This window comes from Caulobacter sp. Root343 (assembly GCF_001425745.1).
Classification (GTDB): Bacteria; Pseudomonadota; Alphaproteobacteria; order Caulobacterales; family Caulobacteraceae; genus Caulobacter.
Genome location: NZ_LMDF01000007.1, coordinates 1,130,196 through 1,155,812, shown reverse-complemented (window position 1 = coordinate 1,155,812; position 25,617 = coordinate 1,130,196). Strand labels below are relative to the sequence as shown.

Sequence of the window (25,617 nt, the reverse complement as noted above, 5' to 3'; positions counted from 1 at the left end):
CTCTCATGCGTAGAGGCCGTGCCGCTTGAAGAACACGTCCAGGGCGGTCATCGCGGGGGCTAGCTGGCCGTCGGGCGTGCGAAGGCCGAAGCCGTGGCCGCCGACCTCCTGCAGGTGCATTTCCACCGGAACCTTCTTGGCGCGCAGGGCCTGCCACATCAGCACGCTGTTCTCGACCGGCACGGTCTTGTCGTCGGCCGCGGCGGCGATGAAGGTCGGCGGCGTGTCGGCCGGGGTGTTCAGCTCGACCGAGACCGCCTGGCGCTGAGCGTCCGTGGGATTGGTTCCGAACATTTCCTTCACCGATCCGCCGTGGGCGTAGGGCGCGGTCAGGGTGACGACGGGATAGAACAGGCCCGCCGCGAAGGGCCGGGTCGACAGCTTGTCGGTCTCGTCGACCGGGGCATAGGTCTCGCGGCCGAACTGGGTGGCCAGGCGCGCGGCGACGTGGCCGCCGGCCGAGAAACCGATCACCGCGACCTTGGTCGGATCGACCCCGATCGACGGCGCGCGGGCGCGGATCAGGCGGATGGCGCGCTGGGCGTCCTGCAGGGACACATCGGGGCCGGCCGCCCAGCCGTCGGCGGGCAAGCGGTAGTCCATGACGAACGCAGTGATCCCCAGACTGGCCAGCCAGGCGTCGATCGGTCCGCCGTTCTTGCCCACCGCCACACGGAGATAGCCGCCGCCAGGGATCATCAGCACCGCCGCGCCGTTCGGCTTGGCCGGCCGACGCATGGTCAGCCAGGGCTTGGTCACGTTCAGGAAGGCGGTGTCGTTGGGATCGCCGCCGGGCGTGCGCAGGATCACCTGCTCGGTGACGGTGACCTTCTCGCTGCCGGGCGCGCCCTTGGGCCAGAGGTCGACGGTCTCGACGCCGGCCGCGCTGTCCGCCGCGCGGGCGAGGCCGGGCAAGGTCGCCAGGCCGGCGGCGAGGCCCAGCAGGGCGCGGCGATCGGTTTCAATGGCCCCCCTTTTAGTTTCCACGGGGTCGCTCCTGGCTACGCGCCGCGCTGGGCGACAGGGTAAAGGTGTCGGGCGAGGGAGGATGCGCCGGATCGAACGGCGGCAAGTCTGTCGTCAGGTGCGCGGCCAGATCCGGCACGCCGGTCCGGATCCCTTCGACCACGCAGCGCGCCAGTTGGTAGGCGCCGTAGTTGTTGTGGTGCGTCGCGTCCTTGCCGCCGTCGTTGAAGGCTTTCGGAGCCTGGTCGGGTCCCAGGGCTTCGTACAAGACCGCGCTCATCGCATGGAGGTCGATCAGCGGGATGCCGAGATCCTTGGCCGTATCGCGCACCGCTTGCGGATAGTCGCCATGGGTGTTCACGATCTTGCCGGCGGCGTCGAACTTGCGGCGGTGCATCGAGGTCACCAGCACGGGCGTCGCGCCGCGCCGTCGCGCCTCGCCGGCATAGGCCCGCAGATAGTCACGATAGGTGGTGGCGGCCTCGACATAGGTCTGGGGCCACTGAGTTTTCTGATCGTTGTGGCCGAACTGGATCAGCAGCCAGTCGCCAGGCTTGATCCTGCTCAGGAGCTTGTCCAGCCGGTGTTCGGTCAGGAACGACTTCAAGGTCTCGCCGGACTCGGCGTGATTGGCGACCGAGACTTCCGGCTTGAAGAAGCGCGGCAGCATCTGGCCCCAGCTGGCGGCGGGCTCGCCGTTCTGGTCCGTGACCGTGGAGTCGCCGGCCAGGAAGACGGTGGGGACGGTGACCGGCTCGATCCTCAGACGGCGCACGGCGGCGGTGGGGCCGCAGAACTCCACAGTGAGCTTGTCGTCCCAGTCGAAGCTGTCGATCTCGCGCGGATTGAGCAGCACCCGTGTCCCGCCCGGCGCATTGCGCGGCGGTGGCGCAAGGTCGGGGCGGCGGACATTGACGATGATCGCGCGCGTCTCGGTCTTGCGGGGCCCGACCCGGACGCCTTCCAACATCAACCGCCGGGCCTCGGCCTTCACCGTGGTCTCGGAGGCCTTGTCGCCGCCCAGCTCCAACGTGACCCGGTAATCGCCCTCGGGGACGCGGACGGAGAACAGGCGATCGGAGCCCGGCTCGAAGCCATGGCCCACGGCGAGATCATAGGGCCCGATGGCGGGCGATGTCGTGAAATCGAAGGCCCACACGGGCGCGACCTCCCTGGCGAGCGCGACGCTCGGCGCAAGAACGAGGCCCGCCAACAGCTTGCGCCGATCCAGGATCATGCCGCCTCCCTTGCGCGCCGTGTCCGTGATCTTGGTAGCCCCGCTAGCAGGGGGTTTCAATGTCAAAATACAGGACATTATCCTGAAATATGGGACCTACGTCCCGGCGCGGACCGAGCGCTGGAACTCGGCCGGCGTGCGGTCATAGGCCTGCTTGAAGGCGGCGCTGAAATGGCTGTGGCTGGAGAAGCCCAGGTCCAGGGCGAGGTTGGTCAAGTGGTCATAGCTGTCCAGCAGGTCCAACGCCCGGGCCAGCCGCAGGCGTAGCTGATAGCGATAGAGCGGCACGCCTTCGACCTGTTGGAATACCTGGGTCAGATAGACCGGCGAGACTCCGACCTCATCGGCGATTTCGGCCAGGGTCCAGCGGCGGCCGAGGTCCGAGGCCAGCACCAGTTTGGCGCGGTCGACCAGCTTCTGACGGCCCCAGCTTGCCGCCGCGGCATGCGAGGTCCGCTCGCCCAGGGCGCGGCGCACCAGGGTCAGGCTGAGGGTCTCGGCTTCCAGGGTCTCGATCGCGCCGCGCGACAGACTGTGGCGCAACAGGGCGACCAAGGCCTGGGCGCGGGGATCGATCCGTCGCCGCTGACGCTCGAAGTTGACCAAGGGACCGCCGCGTGTCTGGTCCTTGGGCGTCAGCTCGGCCAGCATCGTCTCGCTCAGCGACAGCGACAGGCAGGCGTCGCCGCCGCCGACTGGATGGCTGATGCGGAAGCCTTCTTCGCTGTTGAGGAACACCACCTGGTTGGGCTCGGCCACCGCGTCGCGGTCGCCGCCCAGGTGGTGCATGAACAGGCCGCGATAGGGGAACACGAGGTGCGCGCCGTGGGCGCACTCCTCGTGGCTCTTGTGCCGGCACGCGCCGTCGCAGACCACGTCGTACAGCGACACGGTCGGCGTATCGAGCAGTTGCTGGACGGCGTATCCGCTCATGACCCCTCTAGGCGACCTTCCATAGGCGCCGTGCTTCCTCGGCGAGGATATGGGGATACTCCTCGGGGAAGAATAGCTTGGCTTCCGGAATTCGACGGACGCCCTCCACGCGGGGCAGGACTCGGGCCAGATAGTCCGGGTTGTCCTTGGCGAAGATATCGTCGCTCATCCCCCACACGACGCGCACGGGGATGTCCAGCTTGCGCAGATCGCCTTCGATCCCCGCCAGCGGATTGGGCTTCAGGCCCAGGGCGTAGCGGTTGGCCAGATCCTTGCGTTCGACCGATTGCAGAATGGGGCCGAGATACTGCTCGATGGCCGCATCGGTCGGATGCTCCGGGTTGGAGAAGCACATGCCGCCCAGGCCGTCGGGCATGCGGCACTTGGCCTTGTCCTTCAGCCAGGGGGCCAACCAGGCGTCGGGCCAGATACCCATCTCGGCCAGCTCGAACACCGGCTTCAGGGCCGGCGGCGGGCTGTCGGGCTCGACGTCGCAATTGGTCAGCAGCAGCGAACGCACGCGCTGGGGGTGACGGATGGCCAGGAGTTGGGCCACCGCCCCGCCGCTGTCGTTGGCGACGAGATCCACCGCATCGACCGACAGAGCGTCCAAGAAGGCGATCAGCATCTTCACCTGGTCGTCCGGCGTCACCGACTGGCCGGGCAAGACCTCGGTGAAGCCCAGGCCCATGGAGTCGGGCGCGAGGCAGCGGCGGATCTTCGACAGGCGATCAATGGCCCCGCGCCACTGGAAGCCGCTCAGCGGAAAACCGTGCAGGAACAGCGCCGTAGGGCCGGCGCCTCGATCGATATAGGCGGTGCGGCCATAGGGCGTGGTCTGGAAGCGGCGCTCGCGGGTCCAGCGCTCGGCGGCGTCGGCGTCATCCTCGGCGTCGAAGCCGTGGGCGCGGGCGGCGCCGCTGAGCAGGGCTGTAGCGGCCAGGCCTGTCGAGGCGATCAGCCAGCGGCGGCGGGTCATGTCGGTGCGCATCGGGCTCACGCCTCCGGACCAGCGATAGCTGTCTGGGCCTCGCCCAGCAGCACGGCGCAGGCCTGGCAGCAGACCTCTACGGTCCTGCCGCCGATGGTCACGGTGATGGCGTCGCTCTCCAGCTCGCAGTCACAGGCGGCGCAGGTCTTGGGGTCCATGGGAGGATCTCCTGTCTTGGCGTCTTTGGATGTTTCGTCGGGATGAGAAGGACCACGTCCGGGACCCGTGTCGCTGTCAGGATCTTTAGCGATCGCCCAGACTGAGGCTGGAAAACACGGTCTCGAAATCGACCTCGGCGTCGGCGGGCAGGGGACGGGTCCAGACGACGGTCAGCAGCCAGGCGCCGTGCGGTGGGATCTGGAAGCGGGCGCGGCCGGCGGTATCGGTGCGATGGGTCTCGACCGGCTCGGCGTCGTGGGTCAGGTCCGTCAGCTTGACCAAGGCGCCGGCCAACGGGCGGTCGTGCTGGTAGACGCGCACGGGCAGATCGGACGATCGGCCCGACGCATAGGGATCAGCCTCGGGCACGATCTCCAGCGGCAGGTCCAAAGGCGCTAGGCTGGCGGCCGTTCCGCCGCTCCCCACCTGGACGATGGCCTTGGCGACGCGGCTGTAGCGCTCGGAACCGTCCGTGGCCTCGCGGCGCTGGCGGCGGCGAACCTCCTGGGCGGGCGTCAGGCCTTCGGCCTCGAGATGCAGGTTGAAGCGATCGGCCGGCAGGTGGCTCTCGGCGTGGTCGTCGGTCGTCAGCAGCACGACGTACTGACCGGGCGCGGACAGGCGAAGACGGCCGTCCTCGTCCGGCTCTCCCGGATGCAGGTCACTGGCAAGATCCAGTCGCCCTTCGGGGCCGACGGCCTCGAACCGGACGATGCGGTCCTTGCGGATCGGCGAGCGCTGGCGGGCGCCGCCGTGGCCGACCTGCAAGGTCAGGGGAGTGGTCGCGCCGGCGGCGATCTGGAAGGCCTGCGGCTGTAGCCAGAAATCATGGGCGAAGGCCGGCGGCGCGACGGCCAAGGCCAGGGCGGCGACGCCCAAGAGGAGACGAGGGCGCATCGGTCAGGATTTCGGCGGCGACAGGAACGGGAAGGCGGTGTCCGAGACCGGCTGCTCGTCGTGGCTCAAGCCGTCGTCGATGCTGGTGTTGGTCCCGTCGACCAACAGCGAGCGATAGACGTTGACGGCGCTGTAGCTGGGCGCGCGGCCGCCGCAGTCGCCGCCGGTCGGGCGGCCGGCCAGCGCCGCCATCTCGATCGCGAACAGCTGCGTACAGATCCTCGAGCCGCTGTTCACCCACTGGCGATCGTCGGCCAGTAGCCGCGCCAGCGCCAGGTAGCGGTGGGTCTCGACCTTCGGCGACGCCAGCAGTTGATTGCCGCACTGGCCATCAAAGCCGTCATAGAGGGCCAGGCTCTTCTCGATTTCGGCGACGAATTGCTCGCCGTCGGCCGGCGTAGCAGCGTTGTAGGCCTCCTTCATCCGGTCCTGTTCGGCGTCGCTGGCGATCGTACCGAGCAGGGCGTTGCCAGTCAGTGGCCTGGCCGCGCGGTCGATCTGGCGTTGGTTGGAGGTCGTGCTGGCCCAGACGGCCAGGATCGGCCCGCCCTTGGCGACGGCCTTCAGCTCGACCTGGACGACGATCGAGGCGGGAGTCCAGCCGGCCAGCAGGTTCTGGGGCGGGCCGCCTTTCGTGTGGCGCCATTCGTGGCGGATCGCGGCGACCGTGGCCGTGTCGAAGGTCGGGCAGCCCGCGACGTCGACCGGCGCGCCTGCTTTCAGGGCGTCGGCGGCGACATCATAGGCCGCCCGCGTGCCGCGCACGTTGTTGAAGAACGGATCGTCCCGCAGTCCGGCGAAGACGCGGAACTGGCCATGGCGGCTGCGCAACCCCTCTGACGCCATGGCTGCGCCTTGGGCGACGTCCTTGCCGAGGCGGCAGTCGGCCTGACCTGGACTCGGGAACCGGCAAGTGAGGGTGACGCTGGCCGTCGTCGCCCCGAACCGCCGGCCGCTGTCGATATGGAAGGCGTAGGTCAAGCGGTCGGAGAAGCCGTGCCCGACGATCGGCATCACCAGGTTCAGGTGACGACCGTCCGGCGCTGTCCAGGCGTAGAGGTCGCCGACGTCGGCGCGGGCGTCGGCGATGACGCTGGGCGTGTCGAGATGGTCCGAGGCGGCGGCGTGGCCGGCCAACAGGGCGAAGCCGGCGAAGGCGGCGGTGGTCCAGAGGAAGGGGCGCATGGGCGATCCGGCGGTTGCTGACCCGCCTGATAGGCCTCAGGCGACCGCCGCCTCGCTGTCGGATTCTTTAGCGATCGACGCCGGCGAGCGCGTCGCGCGCCACAGGACCAGGCCGATCCCGCCCAGAGTCAGCTCGCGCAGGCGGCGCAGCAGCGACAGGGCCAGGGCCTGATCGGGCGTCAGGCCCAGGGCTCCGCCCAGCAGCAGATAACCGCCTTCCTGCACGCCCAGGGCGCCGGGAATGGCGAAGCCGACGACCTTGGCTGTCTGGGCCAAGCCCTCGACGATCAAGGCCTGCAGCAGGGTGGGGCTCAGGCCCAGCGCCCACATCGAGACATAGGTCTCGAACGCGCCGCCGATCCAGGCGGCCATGTGCCAGGCCCAGGAGGCGAACAGGTTGGCGCGCTGGCGACCGATACCGCGAAAGGCCTGGCCCAGTTCGCCGACCCGGCTGGCGACGGCGGTCCAGCGTTGCGAGAACTGTCCGAGGCGTCGGCCGGCGCCGGCCTTGTGGGCGACGAACAGTGACAGAGCGATCGCGGCGACCAGGACGATCAGGGCCAGTCCGGCCTGCGCCAGGCGTGGGTCATGCAGAGTAGTCATCGCCACGACCAGGCTGGCCAGGACGAACAGCACCAGGCCCATCATACCGGTCAGCACGTCGACGACACAGCTGGCCGTGGCCTCGGCCTGGGTCAGGCCATCGCGGACGGAGAGCTTGGCCCGCACCACGTCGCCGCCGACCTGGGCGACCGGGAGCAGGGCGTTGACGGCCTCCTTGATCAGACGGAGGCGGAACAGGAAGCCCAAAGGCGGACGCCGATCCGGCGGCAACAGCACCTGCCAGCCGATCGTGGCCAGCAGGGTGACGGGCAGATGGGCGGCCACGACCAGGATCGCCTGCCAGCCGACCCGCTGCACGATCTCGCGTACGGCCCCCACGCCATGGGTGGCCAGCAGGAGCGCCAGCAAGGCGACACCGGCCGTCAGCAGCCAACCTCGCCAAGGTGGCGTCGTGGTCTGCTTGGTCATGCCGCCGAGCGCGCACGCTGAGTCGGCGCCGCGCCCAGCTCGCGATAGACGTCGACCACCGACCCGCAGATCGCGTTCCAGTCGTAGCGGACGCTGGACATCCGCGCGGCCCGGCCCAGGCGCAGGCGGCGCATCGGCTCGGCGACCAGGCTCTGGATCGCTCCGGCATAGGCCTTGGCGTCGGCGCCTTCGATCAGCACGCCGTCGAGGCCGCCGGTGATCAAGGCGCTGGTGCTGGGCGCGCGGGGGCACAGCACCGCCAGACCCGCCGCCATGCCCTCGAGGCTGGCGTTACCGAACGCTTCGGTCAGGCTGGGGTTGAACAGGACGTCGGCGCTGGACACCGCGCGGCCCAGGGCTTCGCCGTCGAGATGGCCGGTGAAAATCGCCTCGGGCAGCTTGGCTTCCAGGAACGCCCGGGCGGGGCCGTCGCCGATGATCAGCGGGCGGATCGGCTGGCCGCGCAGGCGGACCATGGTCTCGGAGAGGACATCCAGGCCCTTTTCCATGACCAGCCGACCCAGGAAGGCGACGACGACCTCGTGGTCGGCGACACCCCGCGACCGGCGCCAGGCGGTGTCGCGGCGCGCGGGGGAGAACCGCTCGCGATCGACGCCACGACCCCAGACCCGGACGCGTTCACCCAGACCCTGTTGGCGCAAGAGGTCGGCGATCGGCGCGTTGGGGGCCAAGACCCGGTCGCAGCCGCGATAGAAGCGGTCCAAATAGCGCTCGGCGCTCGGCCGCAGCCAGTCGAGGCCGTAGTACGACAGATAGGTCTCGAACCGCGTATGCAGGCTGGCGACCACGGGCAGGCCCTGCTTGCGGCCCCAGCGCCCGGCTTGAGCGCCGAGCAGGTCGGGGGCCGAGAGGTGGATGGCCGTCGGCTGGAACCGGTCGAGATCCGCGCGCAGGGCGCGGGTCAGGCCCAGGGCCAGGCGGTACTCGGCGCGGCCAGGGATCGCCACCGAGGGCGCCGAGACCAGCTGGCCGGCGGGTTCAAAGGCGGGCGTGTCGGTGGTGGGCGAGTAGACGCGCACCTGGGCGCCCGCTCCGATCAGATAGGCCGCCAGCCGGTTCAGGGCCTGGTTCGAGCCGTCGCGCGTGTAGTTGTAGTTGCCGGAGAACAACGCCAGGCGCAGGCCTTCGGCGGATTTTTCCTCAGCGGGCTGACGATTGAATCTTTCCGCGAGCTGCACGACGCCTCCGTTGGTTACTGTCGAGGCCCCCCAAATCCTCCGTATGACAATGGCCATATGGGAGAACGGTTCAGTTTCCGGAAGGGGCGTCCTGGCCGATGAAGGGACAATCTTCAGGTCAAGCTGAACCCAAGCTGAACCGTGAGTAGCGTTGATCTTGGGAGGGCTCAGGGGCTTGTCACCGTCGCCAGCGCGACGCGTTTTTCCGAAAAGCGCCCGCGAGGGCTTGCGCCGCGACGCCATGACCGCTTTTGAAAAGCCGAGCGCCCTTGCCGTGAGGCGGGTTCGTGCTCAGTTATGCGCTCGCGGCCGCCAAGCGCGCGGTCCAACGATTCCTACCGGGGCGAAGACGCCCCGAACCCAGCGAGATTTCGAAACGTCATGCAGCCGGTCAAGACCCTCATCCTCAGCGCCGGCCAGGGCAAGCGGCTGTCGCCGCTGACCGACGATCGCCCCAAGTGCCTGGTCGAGCTGGCCGGGCGCTCGGTCCTGGAATGGCAGCTGCGCCACCTGCATCAGGCCGGCGTGACCGAGGCCGTGGTGGTCACCGGCTTCCGCAGTGACCTGGTCGAGGCCGAGGTGGCGCGCCTGAAGCTGCCGGGCATGAGCGTCCGCACGCTCTACAATCCGTTCTACAGCCTGACCGACAACCTCGCGACCTGCTGGCTGGCGCGCGAGGAGATGCGCGGCGGGCCGTTCATGATCCTCAATGGCGACACTCTGTTCGAGCCGGCGATCGCCGAGCGCCTGATCAGCGCGCCCGCCGCGCCGATCACGGTGACAGTCGACCGCAAGGGCTCGTACGACGCCGATGACATGAAGGTGCTGACCGACGGCGACGCCCTGCGCGCCATCGGCAAGACCATCACGCAATACGACGCTGAGTCGATCGGCTTCCTGCGCTTCGACGCCGAGGGCGCGGCGCTGTTCATCGCGACGCTGGAAGCGATCATGCGCACGCCGGAAGGCCTGAAGCGCTGGTATCTCAGCGTGATCAATGAGATCGCCCAGAATCACGACGCCGTGCGCGTGCGCTCGATCGAGGGTCTGGACTGGGCCGAGATGGACTTCCCGGAAGACCTGGTCGGCAATCGCGCGCTGACCGAGGCCTGGGCGGCCAAGGAAGCGGTTTCGGCCTAGGCCTCGCCCACCAGTTCCCGCACCAGATCCAGGTCCGACGGCTTGTCGACGTCCACGGCGGCCAAGCCGTCGTGGGCGCGCACGGCCGCGGCCTTGACGCCGGCCAGCTTGCCCAGCCGCGCCACGGCCTGGTCCAGCGTCAGCAAGCCCAGCACATAGCGGAGCAGGAAGCTCGGCCCCAGCATGGCGGCGATCTTCCAGGGCTGTTTGCGCAGGGCCTCGACCTTGCGCCACAGTTGGACGACGCCCATCGCCTGCTCGTCGCGCAGCAGGAACAGGTTGCAGCCGGAATAGCGGCCGTCCTGGAATTTCAGATAGGTCCGCTTGGTCTGGGGCGCGGCTGCGCGCACGCGGTCCTCGGGGGCCAGCAGCACGGCGACGTCGGCCCAGTCGGGCGTGTCGGCCAGAAACTGGGTGATCCATTCGGGCTTGAGCAGGGCGTGGTCGACCGTGGTCACGATCAGCGGGAAGCCCAGGGCGCCCGCGCCGTCGGCGACGCTCTGGCTGGGACCGGCGGCGGGCGGCAGGATGACCGCTTTCGCGCCTGCCAGCGCCGCGCGGATCGTCTCGTCATTGGCCGAGACGCCGATCGTGGCCGCGCCGGCGGCCTCGACCGCGCCGAGCACGCGCGCCAGCAAGGTCTGGCCTTGCAGGACGATCAGGCCCTTGTGGGCGACCCCGGCATAGGCGGCGGCCGGATCGACCTCTCCGCCGCGCGAGCCGGCCAGGATCAGCGCCTTGAAGTGGCTGATCACAGAGCCTTCTCGTAGATCCGGTAGGTCTTGTAGTGCGTGCCGCCGACGTTTTCGGCGATGTGGCACATGGCGGTGTTGTCCTCGAGCACCCACGAGATCTCGAAGCGGTTGTAGCCCAGGCCGATGGCGCTATCGCGGCTGGCCTTCATCATCCAGAACGGCAGCATGCGGCCGCGCTGGGTGGTCGAGAACTTGCGCTTGACGCCCATTAGCGGGATGCGGGCCGACTTCACGCCCTTGACCTTCAGGCGCCACAGCAGCTTGGCCCAGCCGAACGGCAGCAGCTTGCCCTTCAGGTCGGCGATGGCTTCGTTGACGTTCGGCAGGAAGACCACGACGCCCGCCGCCTCGCCGTCGATCTCGGCGAACCAGATCAGGCGCTTGTCGATCACCTGCTTCAAGGCCTTGCCCAACTGGCGGGTCTCGGCCTCGGTGGTGGCGGTGAAGCCCCAGTTGTCCTTCCAGGCGTCGTTGAGGATGTCCGTCAGGGTCTGGACCTCCTCGTCGTAGCGCTTCATGTCCAGTTGGCGCAGCACGACGCCCGAGGGCAGGCCGCGCTTGACCCGGCGCTGGGCGATCTCGGGGATGTCGCCGGTCTCGTCGGCGCGGTAGGCGAAGACGTCGCGGGCCTTGGCGTAACCCTGCTCCTCGACCCGCTTGCCGGTATAGGCCGGATCGTGGCCCATCAGGATCATCGGCGGCGTGTCGAAGCCGTGGACCAGCAGGCCGACCTCTTCGTTGATCGACAGGTTGAACGGGCCGACCACGTGGGTGCGGCCGCGGGCGCGCAGCCAGTCCTCGGCGGCGCGGAACAGGATCTGGAACACCGCCGCGTCGTCCTCGGCGGCGATCATGCCGAAGTGGCCGTCCAGGCGGCCGGGTGCGGGCTGCGGGGTCAATTGGTCGATCTGGGCGCTGATCCGGCCGACGTCGCGGCCACCGCGCGTGGCGATGAACAGCTGCACCTCGGCGTGATCGAAGAACGGGTTGGTCTTCGGCGACAAGGCTTCCATCCGCTCCATGGTCAACGGCGTGATCCAGTTGGGATCCTTGGCGTTGAGGCGCGCGGGCAGGGCGATGAATCGCTTCAGCTCCTCGGCGGTCTTGACCGGGATGACCGAGAGGTCGGCGTTCGTGGAGTCGAAAGGCATCACCCCTCCAGGGCCAAGAAGGTTCGAGCGGCGAGGGCGCCGAAGATCGCGGGAGCGGCCCAGACGGCCAGGATGGGGGACAGGGCGCCGGACTCGCCAAGCGCGGTCAGCATGCCATTGGTCACCAGGAACATGAGGCCGGCCGCCAAGCCCGCTGTGAGCAGGACGGCGCCTTGGCCGCTACGGAAGTTCGCCAGCGCCACGGGCGCGCTGAGCAGCAGCATGACCAACGACACGAACGGGCTGGCGAAGGCCGCCTGCAGGTGCGTGGCGTAGAAGCTTTCCGGACGGTCGGAGCCGCCGTTTTGCAGCGCTCGGCGAGCCGAGGCGGCGGTGGGCACGCCGTCATCGCCGAACAGGCCCTGTACGTCCTGCGGCCGCAGGGCCGTTGGCCAAGTGGTCATGGCCCCCGTCGAAATTTGGGCCAGGTCGCCGGTGAAGCGGGTGGTCTTCGGCTGCTCCAGCGCCCAGGCTCCGCCCTTGTAGTGCGCGCGGGCGGCCTCGACCTTCTCGATCAGGATGCCCTTGGTGTCGCGGCGGAAGACGGTGACGCCCGTCATGTCGTGACCGTCGGCCGAGGCGCTGGCGGCCATGACGAGGTCGGTTCCGGCGCGGAAAGTGCGAGGCGGGGGAACCTTACGCTCGGCGACCGGCGTCGTGTTCTTCCACCAGTCAGCCAGGATCGGGTCGGCGCGCGGGGCCAGCACCTGGCTGCAGAGGACGTCCAGCAGCATGACCGCGACCGCGGCCGGGATGGCCATGCCGACGATGCGATAGCCGGAAATGCCGCTGGCGCGCATGGCGACCACGGCGCTTTCGCGGGCCAGCTGCGAGAAGGCGAACAGGCCGCCAGCCAGCACGGCGATCGGACCGACCTGCTCGAACAGGCGCGGCAGGCGCAGGGCGGCGTAATAGGCCACGCCCGCCACGCCGAGGCCGCGCTCGAGGATGTCGGGAGTGACATCCAGCAGGTCCAGCATCTGCAGGATGGACATCAGGATCAGGGCCGCGACGAGGATGCGGCTGGCGGCGGTCCGCAGGACGTAGAGCTGCAGCTTCATGCGGGACGCCGCTTCTTCGGTTTAGGCATGGCGCGGACAACGCGCGCGACCAGGTTGTTGATGCGGCGAACCAGACGCGAGACCGGCGTGTCGCCGGGGCGGGTGCGGCTGCCGACGAACAGCCAGACGGCCAGGGAGGCGAACACCGTGAAGGGAACCCAGATCGCCGGGAACGGCGGGACCATGCCGACCTTGGCCATGCCCTGGCCCAGCAGCAGCGAGTGCTGGAAGGCCAACAACAGCAGGCCGGCCATCACCAGGCCCGGACCTCGGTTGCCGCGCTTCGACGCCAAGCCGAAGGGGAAGGCCAGCAGCGGCAGGAACGGCAGGAAGATGGCCCGCGCCCAGCGGCCGTACAGCTCGCTCAGCAGGGTAGCCTTGGAGACCACCGGATGGGGAGACTTGGCCTGCTTGGCCAGTTCGCCGAGCGTCAGTTCCCGCTCGTCGCCGCCTCGGTCGCGCAGCAGCACCGCGGCGGCGGCCAGGGGCGTCTGGGTGGTCAGGCTGTCGAAGGCCAGGTTGCGGTAGGCGCCGGCGGCGTCATGGGCGATGCGGCGGCCGTCGCGCAAGTCCATGGTGATGGTCTTGCCGCCGGGGTCCATCTTGAGGTCGGCCGAGGCGGCGGTGATGATCTCTTCCTGACCGCGGGAGTCCAGGCGGCGGATGAAGACGCGGGTCAGCCGTTGGCCGGCGACGTCGGCGCTGTCGGCGGTCAGCAGCGAGCCCTTGTCGTCGATGAAGGCCCCGCCCGCGAGACGCCCGTTCCAGCCGGCGTTGATCGCCGCGTGCATGACCGCGCGGAAGGTGTAGCGGCTGTAGGGTTGCATGTAGCCGAACACGACCACGCTGAAGACGCCGAGCAAGACGCCGACGACCAGGAATGGCGCGGCGATCCGCTCCAGCGACTGGCCGCTGGCGAGCAGGGCGTCGATCTCCGAGCCGTCCGACAGCTTCGCGATGACGATGAACAGCGCCACGAAGAAGGCGACCGGCAGGGCCAGGCCGATATAGTGCGGCACCAGATTGACGGCCAACTGCGAGACGTAGCCGAAGCGGGCGCTGCTTTGCGACAGCACGTCCAGCAGGCGCAGGGTGCGCTCCAGCAGCAAGGCCACGACCGTGACGCCCAGGCAGCCGACCAGCGGCCAGACCAGCAGGCGCAGCAGGTAGCGATCGATCAGGCGAAGGCCGCCGGCTTGCAGGTCTTTGGCGCTCACGCTTGGACCCAGGCTTGCGCGAAACGTCGGGCGAGGCGTTCAATGGCCCCCGGCGAGAGCTCGACGGCCGCGCCCAGGGCCGGCGCGGCGGGCCAGCCGGCGTCCGGAAAGACCTGGCCGTCGTGCTCGCGAGTCCCGGCGTAGCGGGGCAGCACGTGGAAGTGGACGTCCTTGTCGACCATCATCAGCATCAGGTAGTTGATCTTCTCGTAGTCGACTTGCGCCTTCAACAGGTGTTCGATCCCGGCCACCGCGACCTGAAGATCGGCGAAGGCGGCGGGACTCACATCGGAGAACGCCTGGACAGCTTCCTTGCACACCAGGACCAAAGACCCAAATGTCGGTTGCTTAGGACGGACGAGAATCAGCCAGTGAGCGGTCTCCGCGATCTTGGAACCGGGATAGCCGAACGCCAGGGCGGTAGGATTGGTCATGAGAAAGCCGGAACTTCGGGCTGATGTCGCCCGTGCGTAACAATAGGGATGCGGCCTTTTACATGGAAGCACGATCCGTTCTCGTCGGTGCGATGTTCGCGGTGTTCGCGACGGCGGGAATCGCTCGCGCCGAGGGCGCGGCTCGATCGCTGACGGACAAGGAGTGCGTGGGCCGCAAGACCGCGACCCGCTTGAACGTGCAGGTCGGCGCCCTGCGCTCGAACGCGGGCGAGGTCGTCATCACGGTCTATCCAGGGGATCCCAGCCGTTTCATGGCGCCGCGGGGCAAGCTGGCTCGCCAGCGGGTCAAGACCTCGGCCCCGATGAGCCAAGCCTGCTTCTATCTGCCGTCGCCCGCCGACGCCTACGCGGTCTTCGTCTTTCACGACACGAACGGCGACAAGGAACTGGACCGCAGCCCCGAGGGCATGCCGACGGAGGGCTATGGCTTCTCCAACGACGCCCCGACCAAGTTCGGGCTGCCGTCGTTCGACGCCGTGCGCTTCGGCGTCAAGCCCGTGGGCGAGACGACGATCCGCATCAAGGTTCGTTATCCCCGCTGAATTTCAGGACACGTCATTTCAGGACACGTCGGCGAGGCTGTAGCGGCCAAGTTCGCTGAGACTGTCGCGCCCGGGCTCGATGCCGCGCGCCACGACCTTGGCCCGGTAGCCGCCGGCGGAACGACGCTCGATCTCGATTGTATGCCAGCGGGCCGGCGAATGGCCGCTGGGCTTGGCGGAGGCGGAAGACACGCCCAGCACCGGAATGGCCGAACCGTTCGGACCGGGAACCGAGCCCACGAGCGATTCGTGGGCATGGCCGTGCAGCACGAGGTCCGCGCCACGTCGGGCAAGGATGGCGCGCAGCGCCTCCTGGTCTTCGAGCGCCTTGCGCTTGGTCACCGCGCCCTTCTGCGGCGGATGGTGCAACACCACGATCCGGAACCGGTCGGCGTGGACCGGGTCGGCCAGAAGGGCGTCCAGCCGCTGTAGCTGGTCGTCGCCCAAGCGGCCGGTGGCCAGGTGGGGCGCGGTCCGCACGGCCGAACACAGATTGAAGATCGCCGCCGGACCGCGCACCCGCACCTGCGGAAAGCTGACCTCGCCGGCGTCACCCAGCCAGGGTGTCCAGGTGGCGAAGCGCTCGGCGCCGCCGCGGCCGGCCAGGGCGTCGTGATTGCCGGGGCTGACGGTGAAGTCCGCCGGCGCGCCCAGGGTTTCCAGCCAGGCCCGCGCCGCCGCGATCTCCGTACGCGAAGCAAAGTTGGTGAGGTCGCCGCTGATCACCACATGATCGGGGGCGGCGGCCTTCAGGTCGGCGACCAGGGCCGCCAGCACCTCGGGCCGATGAACCTCGCGCTTCTTGCGCCAGGCGATACGGCTCAGGAGGCGCTTGGTGAAGATGTCCTTCCAGCCGAAAGCGCCCCGCGGCGGCGGCAAGTGGGGGTCGGACAGGTGCGCGATGCGGTATATGGACAAGACGGTTCGGGTCGTTCTGGTCGAAGCAGCCGAAGCTGCTTATCAATCGGCTCGGGTTACAAGGGGTATATCTGTCTTTGAGCGGTGAAATGCAAAACGGGCCTGGCCCACGGACTGGCCCACGGGCTGGCGGGGGACCGCGCGCCCTGACGGTGGGCGAGGCCGGCGGGCGCATCTGGGGCATGAGCTCCAGCGAGCGCCTGTCGCGGATCTATCGCCGCCTGGGGCTGGCCGAGACACCGGCGGTCGACCTGTCGAACCCGGTGGTGGCGGTCGACGCCGGCTGGGTGTTCGACGAGTCGCTGATCAAGGCCCTGGCGGGGCGCGAGGGCGCCGTGTTGGTCGATGAGACCGGCCGCGCCGTGGCCGTCCATGCGCCGGCCGAGCTGGCCTACGCCGCCAGCGAGTCACTGGCCGTCGGACAGGATCCCTCGACCCTGGATCCGCGTCTCACGCGCCTGACCGCGCTGGAACTGGGTTCGGCCTACAACAGCGCCCTGCGCAAGCGCGAGCCGCCGGTGCTTGAGCGCCTGACGCCGGAAACCGTGCGCGCGGTCGAGAAGCGGCTGTTCCAGGGCTCGTACAAGGGCGTCACCGACCTGGTCACCAAGTATGTCTGGCCGACGCCGGCGCGGATCGTCACCCGCTGGTGCGCCCTGGCGAAGATGACGCCGAACCAGGTGACCTTCATCGGCTTCCTGCTGACCCTGGCCGCGACCTGGCTGTTCTGGACCGGCCACTTCGGATGGGGTCTGGTCTGCGCCTGGATCATGACCTTCCTCGACACGGTCGATGGCAAGCTGGCTCGGGTGACCCTGACCTCGTCCAAGTGGGGCAATGTGTTCGACCACGGCATCGACCTGCTGCATCCGCCGTTCTGGTGGTGGGCCTGGTTCGTCGGTGTCTATGCGGTCGGCCAGTCGATCCCCTATGCGGGCTTGAGCCTGGCGATCGTCATCGGCGGCTATGTCGCCCAGCGGGTGGAGGAGGGGATCTTCCTGGCCCTGTTCAAGCTGGAAATGCACGCCTGGCGACCGTTCGACAGCTTCTTCCGCCTGATCACGGCGCGCCGTAATCCCAATCTGATCCTGATGACTGCCTGCGTCCTCGTCGGACGACCGGACGTCGGCTTCACCCTGGTGGCGATCTGGACGGCCGTGTGCTTCCTGGTGCACGCCGTCCAGATTCTGCAGGGCTTGGCCGCGCCGAAGGGCTCCATCCAATCGTGGCTGTCGAAATGACGCGCATCGGGGTCGTCCGCAATCCGAAGAGCCATGGCAACCGGGCCCGCCCGCCGGGACCCACGCCCGAAGGCGTGCGCCTGGTCGAGCCGTTCGGACGCGAGGCCCTGAGGAACGCGCTGGAGGACTTCGCTCGCGACGGCCTGGACCTGCTGATCATCGATGGCGGCGACGGCACGGTGCGCGACGTCATCAGCCTGCTGCCGCACACGTTCGGCGAGGATCTGCCGCTGCTGGCCGTGCTGCCGTCGGGCAAGACCAACGTCCTGGCCATCGACCTGGGCACGCCCAGGGATTGGCGGCTGGAAGAGGCCCTGATCGCCGCCCGTCGGGCCGAACCCACGATCAAGTCGCGTCCGCCGCTGCGAGTCAGCTGGGCCGATGGCCGGCCGTGTCTACAAGGGTTCTTCTTCGGCGTCGGAGCCATGGTGAAGGCCACCAACGTGGCTCAGAAGGCCCACAAGGTCGGTTTCTTCCATAATCTGGCCGTGGCGGTGACCATCCTGACGGCGACCTTGGGCGCACTGTTCGGCGGAGCCAAGGACGAGTGGCGCGAGGGTGTGCCGGCCAAACTAGCCATCGATGGCCAGGACCAGCCTGGCGACGAACGCTTCGCCATCGTGGCCACGGCGCTCAAGCGCCTGCCTTTCGGCCTCAAGCCCTTCGGCGTCCCGCGCGAGGGCCTGAAGCTGCTGGACGTCGACGCTCCGCCGCGGCGGCTTCTGAAAGCCCTGCCGATGGTGCTGAGCGGCAAGGCCGAACCGGCCCTCGAGGGGCTTGGGTACCGCCGCCGTGATCCCCACCAGATCGGCTTGGCCGGCGGCGCGCCGTTCGTGCTGGACGGCGAGGTCTATGAGGGGGGTGACCTGACCATCGGCCTCGGTCCGCCCCTGAGGTTCCTGGTCGGATGAGCGGCCTTCGCGACCTGGTCGCGGCCGAGCTCTCCACGCCGACGCCCGCGCCGATCTCCGCCTTCGCCGAGCATCTGACGACCGTCTTCCCGGGCGTCCAAGGGGTGCTGTTCTACGGCTCGATCCTGCGCACGGGCGACCTGTCCGGCGTGCTGGACTACTACGTCCTGACCGAGCGTCCGCCCGCGGGCTGGCGCGGTTTCTTCACCCGCATCCTGTGGCCGGACGTCAGCTATCACGAGCTGGAACAGGGGGGACTGGTCCTGCGGGCCAAGGTCGCCTCGATGACTCTCGGCCAGTTCCAGCGCGCGACGAGCGGGGCCGGGGCGGACACCACCATCTGGGCTCGCTTCGTGCAGCCCTGCGCTCTGATCTGGGCGGCCGAAGGCGCGCGCGAGGCAGTGGTCGACGCCGTGACCGACGCCTGCCGCACGGCCGCGCGCTTCGCCCAGGCCCTGGGACCGGTCGACGCCAGCCCGCACGCTCTGTGGACGGCGCTGTTTCAGGAGACCTACCGGGCCGAGCTGCGGGTCGAGAAGGCGGGCCGCGAGGTTTCGATCCTGACCTATGACCCGCAGCGCTACGACCATGTGATGGAGGCCGTCTGGCGCGACGAGGGCGCGGCGATGGCCGGGGCGGAGCGGACGCGGCTGAGGAAGGCCTGGCGGCTGCGCAAACTGGCGGGCAAGCCGCTGAACGTGGCGCGGCTGGTCAAGGCGGCCTTCACCTTCCAGGGCGCGGCGCGCTACGCCGCCTGGAAGATCCAACGGCACACGGGCGTCGAGGTCGAGGTCACGCCGTGGCGGGAGCGGCATCCAATCCTGTCGGCGCCGGCGGTGCTGCTGAAGGTCTGGAAGAACCGGCGGCGAACAGCCTGATTTCTCGGACAACCGGCAAACAAAAACGCCCAGGCGCGAGCCCGGGCGTTTTCGTTGCAACGATGCGAGACCTCTAAGCGCGGGCGCGCTTGAGGGGCTCGATGACGCCGAGGGCCGCGCCGATTTCGGCGAAGGTGGCCAGGACGGTGTCGATCTGTTCGTTGGTGTGGGCGGCGCTGACGCTGGCGCGCAGCAGCGGACGGCTGTCCGGTGTGGCGGGCGGCAGGGCCAGGTTCAGGTAGACGCCGGCCTGCAGCAGGCCGTTCCACATGGCGATGGCGCGTTCCTGGTCCGGCATGGTCGTGGCGACCACCGGGCTGGCGGTCGGGCCGGTGTGGAAGCCCAGGGTCGTCAGGCCGTCGTACAGGCGCTTGGCGTTGTGGTTCAGACGGTCGCGCAGCTCGGGCTGCTCGATCATGCGGCGCAGGGCCGTCACGGTCGAGGCGACCACGGCCGGCGGCAGCGAGGCGGTGAACATGTACGGACGGCAGACGACGCGCATGACGTCGAAGTCGTCCATGTCCGAGACGCAGAAGCCGCCGATGGCGCCCAGGCTCTTGGAGAAGGTGCCGACGATGAAGTCGACGTCCTCTTCCACGCCCGCCGCTTCGGCGAGACCGCGGCCGGTCGCGCCCAGCACGCCCATCGAGTGGGCTTCGTCGACGAGCAGGTAGCCGCCCATCTCGCGTTTGATCGCGGCGATTTCCTTCAGCGGCGCGACGTCGCCGATCATCGAATAGACGCCTTCGACCACGATCAGACGCTCGCCCGGCGCATCGCCCAGGCGACGCAGGCGCTTGGCCAGGTCTTCAGGGTCGTTGTGACGGAAACGGATGACCTCGGCGTGGCCGAGCCGCGAGCCGTCGTAGATCGAGGCGTGGCTGTCGGCGTCGAGGATCAGGTGGTCGCCGCGACCCACCAGGGTCGACAGCACGCCCAGATTGGCCTGGTAGCCGGTCGTGAAGACCATGGCGTGCTTGCGGCCGTAGAACTTGGCCAGTTCGGTCTCGAGCTCGACGTGAGCCTCGAAGCTGCCGTTGGCGATGCGCGAGCCGGTCGTGCCGGTGCCGCGCTCCTGGACGGCCTTGACCGAAGCGGCGATCGCTTCCTGGTCGAAGGTCAGGCCCAGATAGTTGTTGGTGCCCAGCAGGATCGTCGGACGACCCTCGACGACGCCCTCGGTCGGCGAGATCACCGAGTCGAAGCGAACCTTGAACGGGTCAGCGCCCGCTTCCTGGATGGCCTTGTACGCGTCGCGATAGGCCAGGTGCTTATCGAATAGCCCCATCAGTTAAGCCCTAGTCCGGAGATCATTGATCAGTTTGGAAAGGTCGCCAACGGTCTCGACAGAGGCCAGGCGATCGAGAGGAATGGAGATGTCGAAGGTGTCTTCGAGTTCCATGATGATATTCATGAGGGCCAGGGAATCTACGGCGAGATCACGGCCGATATGCGACTCTGCACGCACCTCGACAGGGCGTCCCAGAACCTTGCTCGCCGCTACCCCGATCTCGCGCAAGCTGAGATCCGTCACCGTTTCCATATCTAAATCAAACCTCCGGGAGCCCCACCCGTGACACTACTGTAACGGCGAGTCTGTCAGAATTCCGCCATATTTGAACTAGGCGACGATATTTTTGGGTAGCCAACCCTCAGAACGATACCAATCGACGGTGTTTGAGAACCCATCAATCAGGCCGAACACGCTGGGTACTCTCTCCGCCATCGGAGCGCTAGATGGGGTCCAATCGGCGTGAAGCAACTCCCTGGCCTTACCAAAACCGAATACGGCCGGGGTGTGAGTGGCTGAAGACCAAGCGTCCGCAAGGGCTCCGGCGGCTAAGATCGCAGTGTCGGGAAGCCTTACGAAGCGCGGTTTCGCGCCCATAACGACGCCAGCCGCGCTCATGATTTCCACCCAGGTGTAACCGTCGCGCCGCACATCTGACAGCTCGATCAGGCCTGAAATGGGGTTTTTGCAAAAATCCGCAAGCTTGGCCGCCGCATCCAGGACATGAATCATCGCGATCCGGCTGGCCGGCGAGAGCACCGGCAGGATCGGACTTTTCGCGGCCAGCTGAAAAAATCCCAGGGTTTCGGTGTCGCCGGGGCCATAGATCGCGGGCGGGCGCACGATCAGGGCGTCGGGCGCCGCCTCACGCGCGGCGTCCTCGCCGGCGCGTTTGCTGGCGGCGTAGTTCGACAGCTGGGGCTCGCGGGCCGCCAGGCTGGAGACGAGAATGAACCGCGCGCCTGCCGCGCTGGCGGCGCGGGCGGCGGCGCGGGCGCCATCGCGATTGACGACGTTGAAGCCCTCCAGCGAGGCGGCCTTGATCAGGCCCGCCACGTGGACGACCACCTCGGCGCCGTCGCAGAGGCGACCCAGCGCGCCCGGAGTCTTCAGGTCGCCGGTAACCACCTCGACCTCGATCTCGCGCCAGAGGGGGTGGATCGGGTCGCGGCGCACCAGGACGCGCGGGAGCCAGCCGTCCTGTGCCAGGGCGCGGACCAGGTGACGGCCCAGGAAGCCCGTGGCTCCGGTGACGGCGACGACCCTGCTAGTCACCGTAGGTCCCGGCCAGATAGGCGGTGCGGGCCTTGGACCGGCTCAGCTTGCCCGACGAGGTCTGGGGCAGGGCGTGGGCGCCGACCAGCTTCACCTTGGCGTCGACCCCGTGGCGGGTGCGCAGCAGGGTCGTGACCGACTCGACGAGGGCCAGGCGGCTGTCGGCGTCGCCACCTCGCGCCTGGACCAGGACCACGATCTGGTCCTCCGGCTCGGCCGGGATCGCGAAGGCGCAGACGTCGCCGCTGCGCAGGCCTTCGATCTCATGATCCGCTGTCCATTCAAGGTCTTGCGGCCAAATGTTGCGACCGTTCAGGATGATCAGGTCCTTGGCGCGGCCAGTGATGACGATCTCGCCTTCGATGATGAAACCGATGTCGCCGGTGTCCAGCCAGCCGTCGGCCGACAGCACACGGGCGCTCTCTTCCGGATTGGCGAAATAGCCGCTCATCACCGAGGGGCCCTTGGCGAAGATGCGGCCGACGCCGCGCTCGGGCAGCACCTGGCCATCCTCGCCGCGCACTTCCAGGAAATGGTCGGGCAGGGCCGGGCCGCAGCGGGCGAAGTCGCGGGCGCGTTCCGAGCCTTCCGGCGCGTCGACGGCCACGGCGTCGCGCTCCAGGCGCTCGACGTCCAGGGTCTCGGCCCGAAGGCCCTTGCCCAGCGGGGCCATCGACAGGGCCAAGGTCGCCTCGGCCATGCCGTAGCTGGCCACGAACGCCTTGTCCGAGAAGCCGGCGGGGCCAAAGGCCTCGACGAAGGCCTTCAGCGGCGGCATGCGGATCATGTCGCCGCCCAGGCCGGCGCTGCGCCAATGGGCCAGGTCATAGGCGTCCAGCGGCTGGCCCTGCACCCGGCGGGCGCACAGCTCGTAGCCGAAGGTCGGGCTGTAGGCGATGGTGGCCCTGTTGCGGCCGATCAGGTCGATCCACAGCAGCGGGCGACGGACGAAGGCCCCGGTCGGCAGCAGATCGACCGACATCTGGCAGCTCAGCGGGCTGAGCAGGAACCCGATCAGGCCCATGTCGTGATAGAGCGGCAGCCACGAGATGGCGCGGTCTTCCGGCTTTACCTGCAGGCCGTCGCGGGTGATGGCCACGCAGTTGGCCATCAGCGCCTTGTGGCGAACCAGGACACCGGTCGGGGTGCGGGTGCTGCCCGACGAGAACTGCAGGTAGCAGGGATCTTCCGGGGTGATGGTCGGCAGGGGCGCGCCGCCGTCCTCCGGCAGATCGGCCAGGACGCCGGCGAAGTCGAGCCCGGCGCGCTCGCCGATCTCGGCCACCCAGTCCTTCAGCCCGACCGGACCGATCAGAATTCGAGCCTGAGCGGAGTTCGCGAGAGTCTTGATCTGCTCGATATAGGCTTCCCGGCCGCCCAGGGGCGTCGGCAGGGCCATGGGCGCGGGCAGCAGGCCGGCGTATTGGCAGGCGAAGAACGCCCGCACGAAGTCGCCGTCGGTCTCGGCCAGCAGGGCGACGCTGTCGCCGGTCTTGGCCCCGGCGGCCAGCAGGCGGCGGGCCAGGACCTGGGCATCCTCGCGCAGCTTGGCGTAGGGCAGGGCTTCGACCAGCTCGCCGCGCAGCGAATACAGGTTGATCCCCGTTTCGCCTTTGGCGGCGAAGTCGAGGGCCTCGGTCAGGGTCGGGAAGTCGGCGAACCGGACTTTGCGGTCAGACGCCGTGGGGGTGATCATAAGAGAGGCCTTCATCGTCTTTTTCGGTGCGGGCGGAGGAATCTTCCGCCGCGAGTCGGGCGAGCCTGCGGCGCGCCATGAAATACATGCCAATGGCCATGGCCAAAGCGGCCGCAACCAGCGCGGCGCCCGCGCCGGTCAGGCCGAACGTCGTGATCAGCGGAACCAGGGCCGCGAGATAGGCGGTCGCCACCACCAGGCGCACGGCTAGGGCCGCGCCCGCAGCCCGCATCGAGACCAGCATCGGCTCCAGCGGCAGGGTCATGACCCCGATCGCGGCGGCCGCGACCTGCCAGTTCATGACGCCAGCCGCAGCGCCGTAGCTCTCGCCCATGGTGATGGTCAAGATCCAGCGGCCCGCGACCAGGCTGACCAGCAGCAACACGCCCGCCGCGGCGCCGCCGATCAGGCCGATCTGCACGGCCAGCTTGGTCATGGCCAGCCGGCCACCCGTGGCGCGCATCTTGGCCAGCTCCGGATAGAGGGCGGGGACCATCAGCCGGGCGGGCTTGGCCATGCCGTCGGCCACCTGCTTGCCGATCCGCCAGAAGGCGGCTTGAGCCGGACCAAGCAGAGCGCCCACCGCCATGGTCAGCACGTGGGTGAAGCCGACGTCCAGGGTGCTGGAGAAGTTGGTGGCCATGGCGAACCGCCAGACGCCGGGGAAGCCCTGGCTGGTCGGCCCGACCAGGGTGAAACCCTTCAGCAGGCCGCGACGGTTCAGATCCCAGATGGCGATCGAGGCGATGTAGAAGAACGAGGCGAACGTCCCCGCCGCCCAGGCCGCCAGGAAGTAGGGCAGCGGCGCGTGGGTCGCCGCGCAGAGGGCGCAACCGATCATCCGCACGAACGAACTGATCGCCTGCTCGGCGGCCAGGAATCGGAAACGGTCGAACAGGCGCAGCAGGCCCACGCCGGTGGCCGAGGTCATGACCCCGATCGACAGGGCGTAAAGCGCGCCGTAGCCGTGCGTGCCCTCCGGCCAGCGCAGTTCCTGCCAGAAGAACCAGGCCCCCAGCACGCCCAGCAGGATCCCCAGGACGCCGCTGATCAGGTCCAGCAGCAGGGACAGACGCAGCACCTGCTGAAATCTCGGCCTGTCGTTGTCCATCAGCGGCCCGGTGCCGTAGGTCAGCAGGGTCTGCCAGGACTGGAAATGCGCCACCTCGCCCAGGAACTGGGCGAAGGCGTTGATCAGGACCAGGACGCCGAACGTCTCCTTGCCGAGACTGCGGGCGGTCAGGGCGATATAGGCCAGGCCGACCACCGCGTTGACCACGCGGCCGCTTAGCAGCTGGCCGGCGTTGGCCAGGACCTTCTTGAGCGGGGAAGTCGAGGCAAGCTGGGGCCGAGCGGCGGTCATGCCACGCGCTCCAGCTTGTCGATGATGGCGCGGGCCGCGCGCACGGAGGCGGGCGTGTTGCTGACGTCGAACGTCTCGTCGATGCCCCAGACCTGGGTCTCGCGATATTGATCGTGGTTGGCGAAGGCCTCGTCCAGCCCGTCGCCCAGGCCGTCGATGGCCTCCAGCACGGGACCGAACAGCCAATGGTGGAAGCTGGGATCGCCACACCACGTCGCGCCGCTGGAATTGAGGAACAGGCACGGCTTGGGTGTGCGCAGGAACTCGTAGACCTGGCTGGAGACGTCGCCGAGATAGAGGTCGGCGGCCTTGGTGTAGGTCATGTCCGCGGCCGCCGGCCCGCCGAGATCGACGTGGATGCGGGGGTGCTCGGCAAAGGCCTTGAACGCCGCGCGCTCCTCGGTCGAGGCGGTTTCGAACAGGCGGATGTGCGGAGAGAAGATCAGGTTGTAGCGGTCGTTGGCCGCGAAGAATTCCAACACCTGCTTGCCCCACTTGGGCCAGGAGCCCAGTTCGGCGTGGAAGTGCGGATTGTACAGCACCACGGGGCCGGGGCGCTCGAATTGGGGAGGGGCGCGTTGCGGCAGGTCGTCGACCAGGTCGAATTTGGGATAGCCGACCATGGCGCAGGTGTCTTCGGTGACCCAGCCCTCTTGCAGCATGCGGTCGCGCTGCTTGCGGCCGGCGGCCATGACCAGGTCGAAAACCTTCAGGCGCGGCTCGAACGGGCCCCCGCGATCGCCGGCCCCGTGTTGGGTGTAGACCAGTAGCGGATGGCGCACGCCCAGCCGGCGTAAAAGGGCGGTGGTGCGCTCGGGCGTAATCACGGCGTCGTAGCGCGCCAGGCGCGGAGCGTTGGCGATCAGCATCGGCGCCTTGGGCGGCAAGCCGCCGCCGCCGAAATGACGCAGCCACGCCGGCGGCAGCAGGACGAGCTCGATCGGCGCGCCGCCCAGTTCGGCGATCAGGCCGGCGACATAGTCGATCAGTTCGGGCGTGGTCGCGGCGATCTCGACCTTGATGGCCGGCCACCGTCGAGCCATGGCGACGGCCACCGACAGGCTGTGCCAAACCTGATGGTGCTGCGCGATATAGAGGAAACAGACGCGTTTGCTGGCGGCCAC

26 protein-coding genes are annotated in these 25,617 nt (G+C 68.6%); 5 read left to right on the top strand and 21 right to left on the bottom strand.

Going from position 1 to position 25,617, the window contains the following annotated elements:
- Positions 1 to 3: 3 nt before the first annotated feature.
- The 9 genes from ASC70_RS17855 to ASC70_RS17820 all read right to left on the bottom strand — a co-directional run bounded on the left by ASC70_RS17855 (position 4) and on the right by ASC70_RS17820 (position 8,599).
- On the bottom strand, positions 4 to 987 hold the full coding sequence (locus ASC70_RS17855; protein WP_056052561.1) for an alpha/beta hydrolase: 984 nt from the start codon (positions 985 to 987) through the stop codon (positions 4 to 6).
- Positions 977 to 2,203: a rhamnogalacturonan acetylesterase gene (locus ASC70_RS17850; protein WP_056052558.1), complete on the bottom strand. Its 1,227-nt coding sequence runs from the start codon at positions 2,201 to 2,203 to the stop codon at positions 977 to 979. Before ASC70_RS17850 ends, ASC70_RS17855 begins: the two co-directional genes overlap by 11 nt.
- Positions 2,204 to 2,299: 96 nt before the next feature.
- Complete coding sequence (locus tag ASC70_RS17845) at positions 2,300 to 3,136, bottom strand: AraC family transcriptional regulator (RefSeq protein ID WP_056052554.1); 837 nt, start codon at positions 3,134 to 3,136, stop codon at positions 2,300 to 2,302.
- Positions 3,137 to 3,143: 7 nt separating this feature from the next.
- On the bottom strand, positions 3,144 to 4,127 hold the full coding sequence (locus tag ASC70_RS17840) for an alpha/beta fold hydrolase (RefSeq protein WP_235519437.1): 984 nt from the start codon (positions 4,125 to 4,127) through the stop codon (positions 3,144 to 3,146).
- A gap of 5 nt (positions 4,128 to 4,132) precedes the next feature.
- Complete coding sequence (locus ASC70_RS25310; RefSeq protein WP_164468820.1) at positions 4,133 to 4,285, bottom strand: hypothetical protein; 153 nt, start codon at positions 4,283 to 4,285, stop codon at positions 4,133 to 4,135.
- An 85-nt stretch (positions 4,286 to 4,370) separates the two neighbouring features.
- Positions 4,371 to 5,183, bottom strand: a complete 813-nt coding sequence (locus tag ASC70_RS17835) for a DUF4198 domain-containing protein (protein WP_082539772.1) — start codon at positions 5,181 to 5,183, stop codon at positions 4,371 to 4,373.
- Positions 5,184 to 5,186: 3 nt separating this feature from the next.
- The gene (locus ASC70_RS17830) at positions 5,187 to 6,368 is read right to left on the bottom strand and encodes a DUF4331 family protein (RefSeq protein ID WP_056052549.1); all 1,182 of its coding nucleotides are present in this window, start codon (positions 6,366 to 6,368) and stop codon (positions 5,187 to 5,189) included.
- A 36-nt stretch (positions 6,369 to 6,404) separates the two neighbouring features.
- The gene (locus ASC70_RS17825; RefSeq protein ID WP_056052546.1) at positions 6,405 to 7,400 is read right to left on the bottom strand and encodes a flippase-like domain-containing protein; all 996 of its coding nucleotides are present in this window, start codon (positions 7,398 to 7,400) and stop codon (positions 6,405 to 6,407) included.
- Complete coding sequence (locus tag ASC70_RS17820) at positions 7,397 to 8,599, bottom strand: glycosyltransferase family 1 protein (protein WP_056052543.1); 1,203 nt, start codon at positions 8,597 to 8,599, stop codon at positions 7,397 to 7,399. Before ASC70_RS17820 ends, ASC70_RS17825 begins: the two co-directional genes overlap by 4 nt.
- 381 nt (positions 8,600 to 8,980) lie before the next feature.
- On the opposite strand from ASC70_RS17820, the gene ASC70_RS17815 reads away from it, so the two are divergent.
- Positions 8,981 to 9,739 carry an NTP transferase domain-containing protein gene (locus ASC70_RS17815; protein WP_056052541.1) on the top strand — a complete coding sequence of 253 codons (759 nt, stop codon included), beginning with the start codon at positions 8,981 to 8,983 and terminating at the stop codon, positions 9,737 to 9,739.
- Here the strand turns inward: ASC70_RS17815 and ASC70_RS17810 are convergent.
- The 5 genes from ASC70_RS17810 to ASC70_RS17790 are packed head-to-tail and all read right to left on the bottom strand — an operon-like array spanning position 9,736 to position 14,357.
- Positions 9,736 to 10,587: a nucleotidyltransferase family protein gene (locus tag ASC70_RS17810; protein ID WP_082539771.1), complete on the bottom strand. Its 852-nt coding sequence runs from the start codon at positions 10,585 to 10,587 to the stop codon at positions 9,736 to 9,738. The two genes, ASC70_RS17815 and ASC70_RS17810, sit on opposite strands and share 4 nt — an antisense overlap.
- The gene (gene bcerS / locus ASC70_RS17805; protein WP_056052535.1) at positions 10,491 to 11,645 is read right to left on the bottom strand and encodes a ceramide synthase; all 1,155 of its coding nucleotides are present in this window, start codon (positions 11,643 to 11,645) and stop codon (positions 10,491 to 10,493) included. The genes ASC70_RS17810 and bcerS overlap by 97 nt, the downstream gene beginning before the upstream one ends.
- Positions 11,645 to 12,706 (bottom strand): LptF/LptG family permease, encoded by a 1,062-nt coding sequence (locus tag ASC70_RS17800; RefSeq protein WP_056052532.1) that lies wholly within the window; start codon positions 12,704 to 12,706, stop codon positions 11,645 to 11,647. Before ASC70_RS17800 ends, bcerS begins: the two co-directional genes overlap by 1 nt.
- Positions 12,703 to 13,923 carry an LptF/LptG family permease gene (locus ASC70_RS17795; RefSeq protein WP_047413320.1) on the bottom strand — a complete coding sequence of 407 codons (1,221 nt, stop codon included), beginning with the start codon at positions 13,921 to 13,923 and terminating at the stop codon, positions 12,703 to 12,705. The genes ASC70_RS17800 and ASC70_RS17795 overlap by 4 nt, the downstream gene beginning before the upstream one ends.
- The gene (locus tag ASC70_RS17790; RefSeq protein WP_056052529.1) at positions 13,920 to 14,357 is read right to left on the bottom strand and encodes an HIT family protein; all 438 of its coding nucleotides are present in this window, start codon (positions 14,355 to 14,357) and stop codon (positions 13,920 to 13,922) included. The genes ASC70_RS17795 and ASC70_RS17790 overlap by 4 nt, the downstream gene beginning before the upstream one ends.
- A 62-nt stretch (positions 14,358 to 14,419) precedes the next feature.
- Here ASC70_RS17790 and ASC70_RS17785 point away from each other — a divergent pair, with 62 nt between their 5' ends.
- Positions 14,420 to 14,920, top strand: a complete 501-nt coding sequence (locus ASC70_RS17785) for a DUF2141 domain-containing protein (RefSeq protein WP_047413323.1) — start codon at positions 14,420 to 14,422, stop codon at positions 14,918 to 14,920.
- Between the two features lie 18 nt (positions 14,921 to 14,938).
- Here the strand turns inward: ASC70_RS17785 and ASC70_RS17780 are convergent, their stop codons facing one another.
- The gene (locus ASC70_RS17780; protein ID WP_047413325.1) at positions 14,939 to 15,838 is read right to left on the bottom strand and encodes a metallophosphoesterase; all 900 of its coding nucleotides are present in this window, start codon (positions 15,836 to 15,838) and stop codon (positions 14,939 to 14,941) included.
- A gap of 89 nt (positions 15,839 to 15,927) precedes the next feature.
- Here ASC70_RS17780 and ASC70_RS17775 point away from each other — a divergent pair, with 89 nt between their 5' ends.
- From ASC70_RS17775 to ASC70_RS17765, 3 genes are read left to right on the top strand one after another with little or no spacing between them, the layout of a single operon-like run.
- Positions 15,928 to 17,079 carry a CDP-alcohol phosphatidyltransferase family protein gene (locus ASC70_RS17775; protein WP_056052524.1) on the top strand — a complete coding sequence of 384 codons (1,152 nt, stop codon included), beginning with the start codon at positions 15,928 to 15,930 and terminating at the stop codon, positions 17,077 to 17,079.
- Positions 16,998 to 17,990: a diacylglycerol kinase family protein gene (locus ASC70_RS17770; protein ID WP_056052521.1), complete on the top strand. Its 993-nt coding sequence runs from the start codon at positions 16,998 to 17,000 to the stop codon at positions 17,988 to 17,990. The genes ASC70_RS17775 and ASC70_RS17770 overlap by 82 nt, the downstream gene beginning before the upstream one ends.
- Positions 17,987 to 18,868: a hypothetical protein gene (locus ASC70_RS17765; RefSeq protein WP_056052518.1), complete on the top strand. Its 882-nt coding sequence runs from the start codon at positions 17,987 to 17,989 to the stop codon at positions 18,866 to 18,868. Before ASC70_RS17770 ends, ASC70_RS17765 begins: the two co-directional genes overlap by 4 nt.
- Positions 18,869 to 18,941: 73 nt before the next feature.
- On the opposite strand, the gene spt is transcribed toward ASC70_RS17765, so the two are convergent.
- The 6 genes from spt to ASC70_RS17735 all read right to left on the bottom strand — a co-directional run bounded on the left by spt (position 18,942) and on the right by ASC70_RS17735 (position 25,617).
- Positions 18,942 to 20,156, bottom strand: coding sequence for a serine palmitoyltransferase (gene spt, locus ASC70_RS17760; RefSeq protein WP_047413330.1), 1,215 nt, complete (start codon positions 20,154 to 20,156; stop codon positions 18,942 to 18,944).
- A gap of 3 nt (positions 20,157 to 20,159) precedes the next feature.
- A complete protein-coding gene (locus tag ASC70_RS17755; RefSeq protein WP_047413332.1) occupies positions 20,160 to 20,411 on the bottom strand; it encodes an acyl carrier protein in 252 nt (83 codons plus the stop codon).
- A gap of 78 nt (positions 20,412 to 20,489) precedes the next feature.
- Positions 20,490 to 21,434: a ceramide reductase gene (gene cerR / locus ASC70_RS17750; protein WP_056052515.1), complete on the bottom strand. Its 945-nt coding sequence runs from the start codon at positions 21,432 to 21,434 to the stop codon at positions 20,490 to 20,492.
- Entirely contained in the window at positions 21,427 to 23,145 is a 1,719-nt protein-coding gene (locus tag ASC70_RS17745) for a fatty acyl-AMP ligase (protein WP_082539770.1), read from the bottom strand. The genes cerR and ASC70_RS17745 overlap by 8 nt, the downstream gene beginning before the upstream one ends.
- Positions 23,108 to 24,493, bottom strand: coding sequence for a lipopolysaccharide biosynthesis protein (locus tag ASC70_RS17740; protein ID WP_056052509.1), 1,386 nt, complete (start codon positions 24,491 to 24,493; stop codon positions 23,108 to 23,110). The genes ASC70_RS17745 and ASC70_RS17740 overlap by 38 nt, the downstream gene beginning before the upstream one ends.
- Complete coding sequence (locus ASC70_RS17735) at positions 24,490 to 25,617, bottom strand: hypothetical protein (protein WP_056052506.1); 1,128 nt, start codon at positions 25,615 to 25,617, stop codon at positions 24,490 to 24,492. The genes ASC70_RS17740 and ASC70_RS17735 overlap by 4 nt, the downstream gene beginning before the upstream one ends.

Excerpts from the sequence above, each read along its gene's own strand:
- ASC70_RS17790 (WP_056052529.1), bottom strand. The coding sequence starts at position 14,357 with ATGACCAATCCTACCGCCCTGGCGTTCGGCTATCCCGGTTCCAAGATC.
- ASC70_RS17800 (WP_056052532.1), bottom strand. The coding sequence starts at position 12,706 with ATGAAGCTGCAGCTCTACGTCCTGCGGACCGCCGCCAGCCGCATCCTC.
- ASC70_RS17745 (WP_082539770.1), bottom strand. The coding sequence starts at position 23,145 with ATGAAGGCCTCTCTTATGATCACCCCCACGGCGTCTGACCGCAAAGTC.
- ASC70_RS17785 (WP_047413323.1), top strand. The coding sequence starts at position 14,420 with ATGGAAGCACGATCCGTTCTCGTCGGTGCGATGTTCGCGGTGTTCGCG.
- ASC70_RS17815 (WP_056052541.1), top strand. The coding sequence starts at position 8,981 with ATGCAGCCGGTCAAGACCCTCATCCTCAGCGCCGGCCAGGGCAAGCGG.
- ASC70_RS17765 (WP_056052518.1), top strand. The coding sequence starts at position 17,987 with ATGAGCGGCCTTCGCGACCTGGTCGCGGCCGAGCTCTCCACGCCGACG.
- ASC70_RS17840 (WP_235519437.1), bottom strand. The coding sequence starts at position 4,127 with ATGCGCACCGACATGACCCGCCGCCGCTGGCTGATCGCCTCGACAGGC.
- ASC70_RS17830 (WP_056052549.1), bottom strand. The coding sequence starts at position 6,368 with ATGCGCCCCTTCCTCTGGACCACCGCCGCCTTCGCCGGCTTCGCCCTG.
- ASC70_RS17755 (WP_047413332.1), bottom strand. The coding sequence starts at position 20,411 with ATGGAAACGGTGACGGATCTCAGCTTGCGCGAGATCGGGGTAGCGGCG.
- ASC70_RS17775 (WP_056052524.1), top strand. The coding sequence starts at position 15,928 with ATGCAAAACGGGCCTGGCCCACGGACTGGCCCACGGGCTGGCGGGGGA.
- bcerS (WP_056052535.1), bottom strand. The coding sequence starts at position 11,645 with ATGCCTTTCGACTCCACGAACGCCGACCTCTCGGTCATCCCGGTCAAG.
- ASC70_RS17850 (WP_056052558.1), bottom strand. The coding sequence starts at position 2,203 with ATGATCCTGGATCGGCGCAAGCTGTTGGCGGGCCTCGTTCTTGCGCCG.
- ASC70_RS17835 (WP_082539772.1), bottom strand. The coding sequence starts at position 5,183 with ATGCGCCCTCGTCTCCTCTTGGGCGTCGCCGCCCTGGCCTTGGCCGTC.
- ASC70_RS25310 (WP_164468820.1), bottom strand. The coding sequence starts at position 4,285 with ATGGACCCCAAGACCTGCGCCGCCTGTGACTGCGAGCTGGAGAGCGAC.
- ASC70_RS17740 (WP_056052509.1), bottom strand. The coding sequence starts at position 24,493 with ATGACCGCCGCTCGGCCCCAGCTTGCCTCGACTTCCCCGCTCAAGAAG.
- ASC70_RS17845 (WP_056052554.1), bottom strand. The coding sequence starts at position 3,136 with ATGAGCGGATACGCCGTCCAGCAACTGCTCGATACGCCGACCGTGTCG.
- ASC70_RS17825 (WP_056052546.1), bottom strand. The coding sequence starts at position 7,400 with ATGACCAAGCAGACCACGACGCCACCTTGGCGAGGTTGGCTGCTGACG.
- spt (WP_047413330.1), bottom strand. The coding sequence starts at position 20,156 with ATGGGGCTATTCGATAAGCACCTGGCCTATCGCGACGCGTACAAGGCC.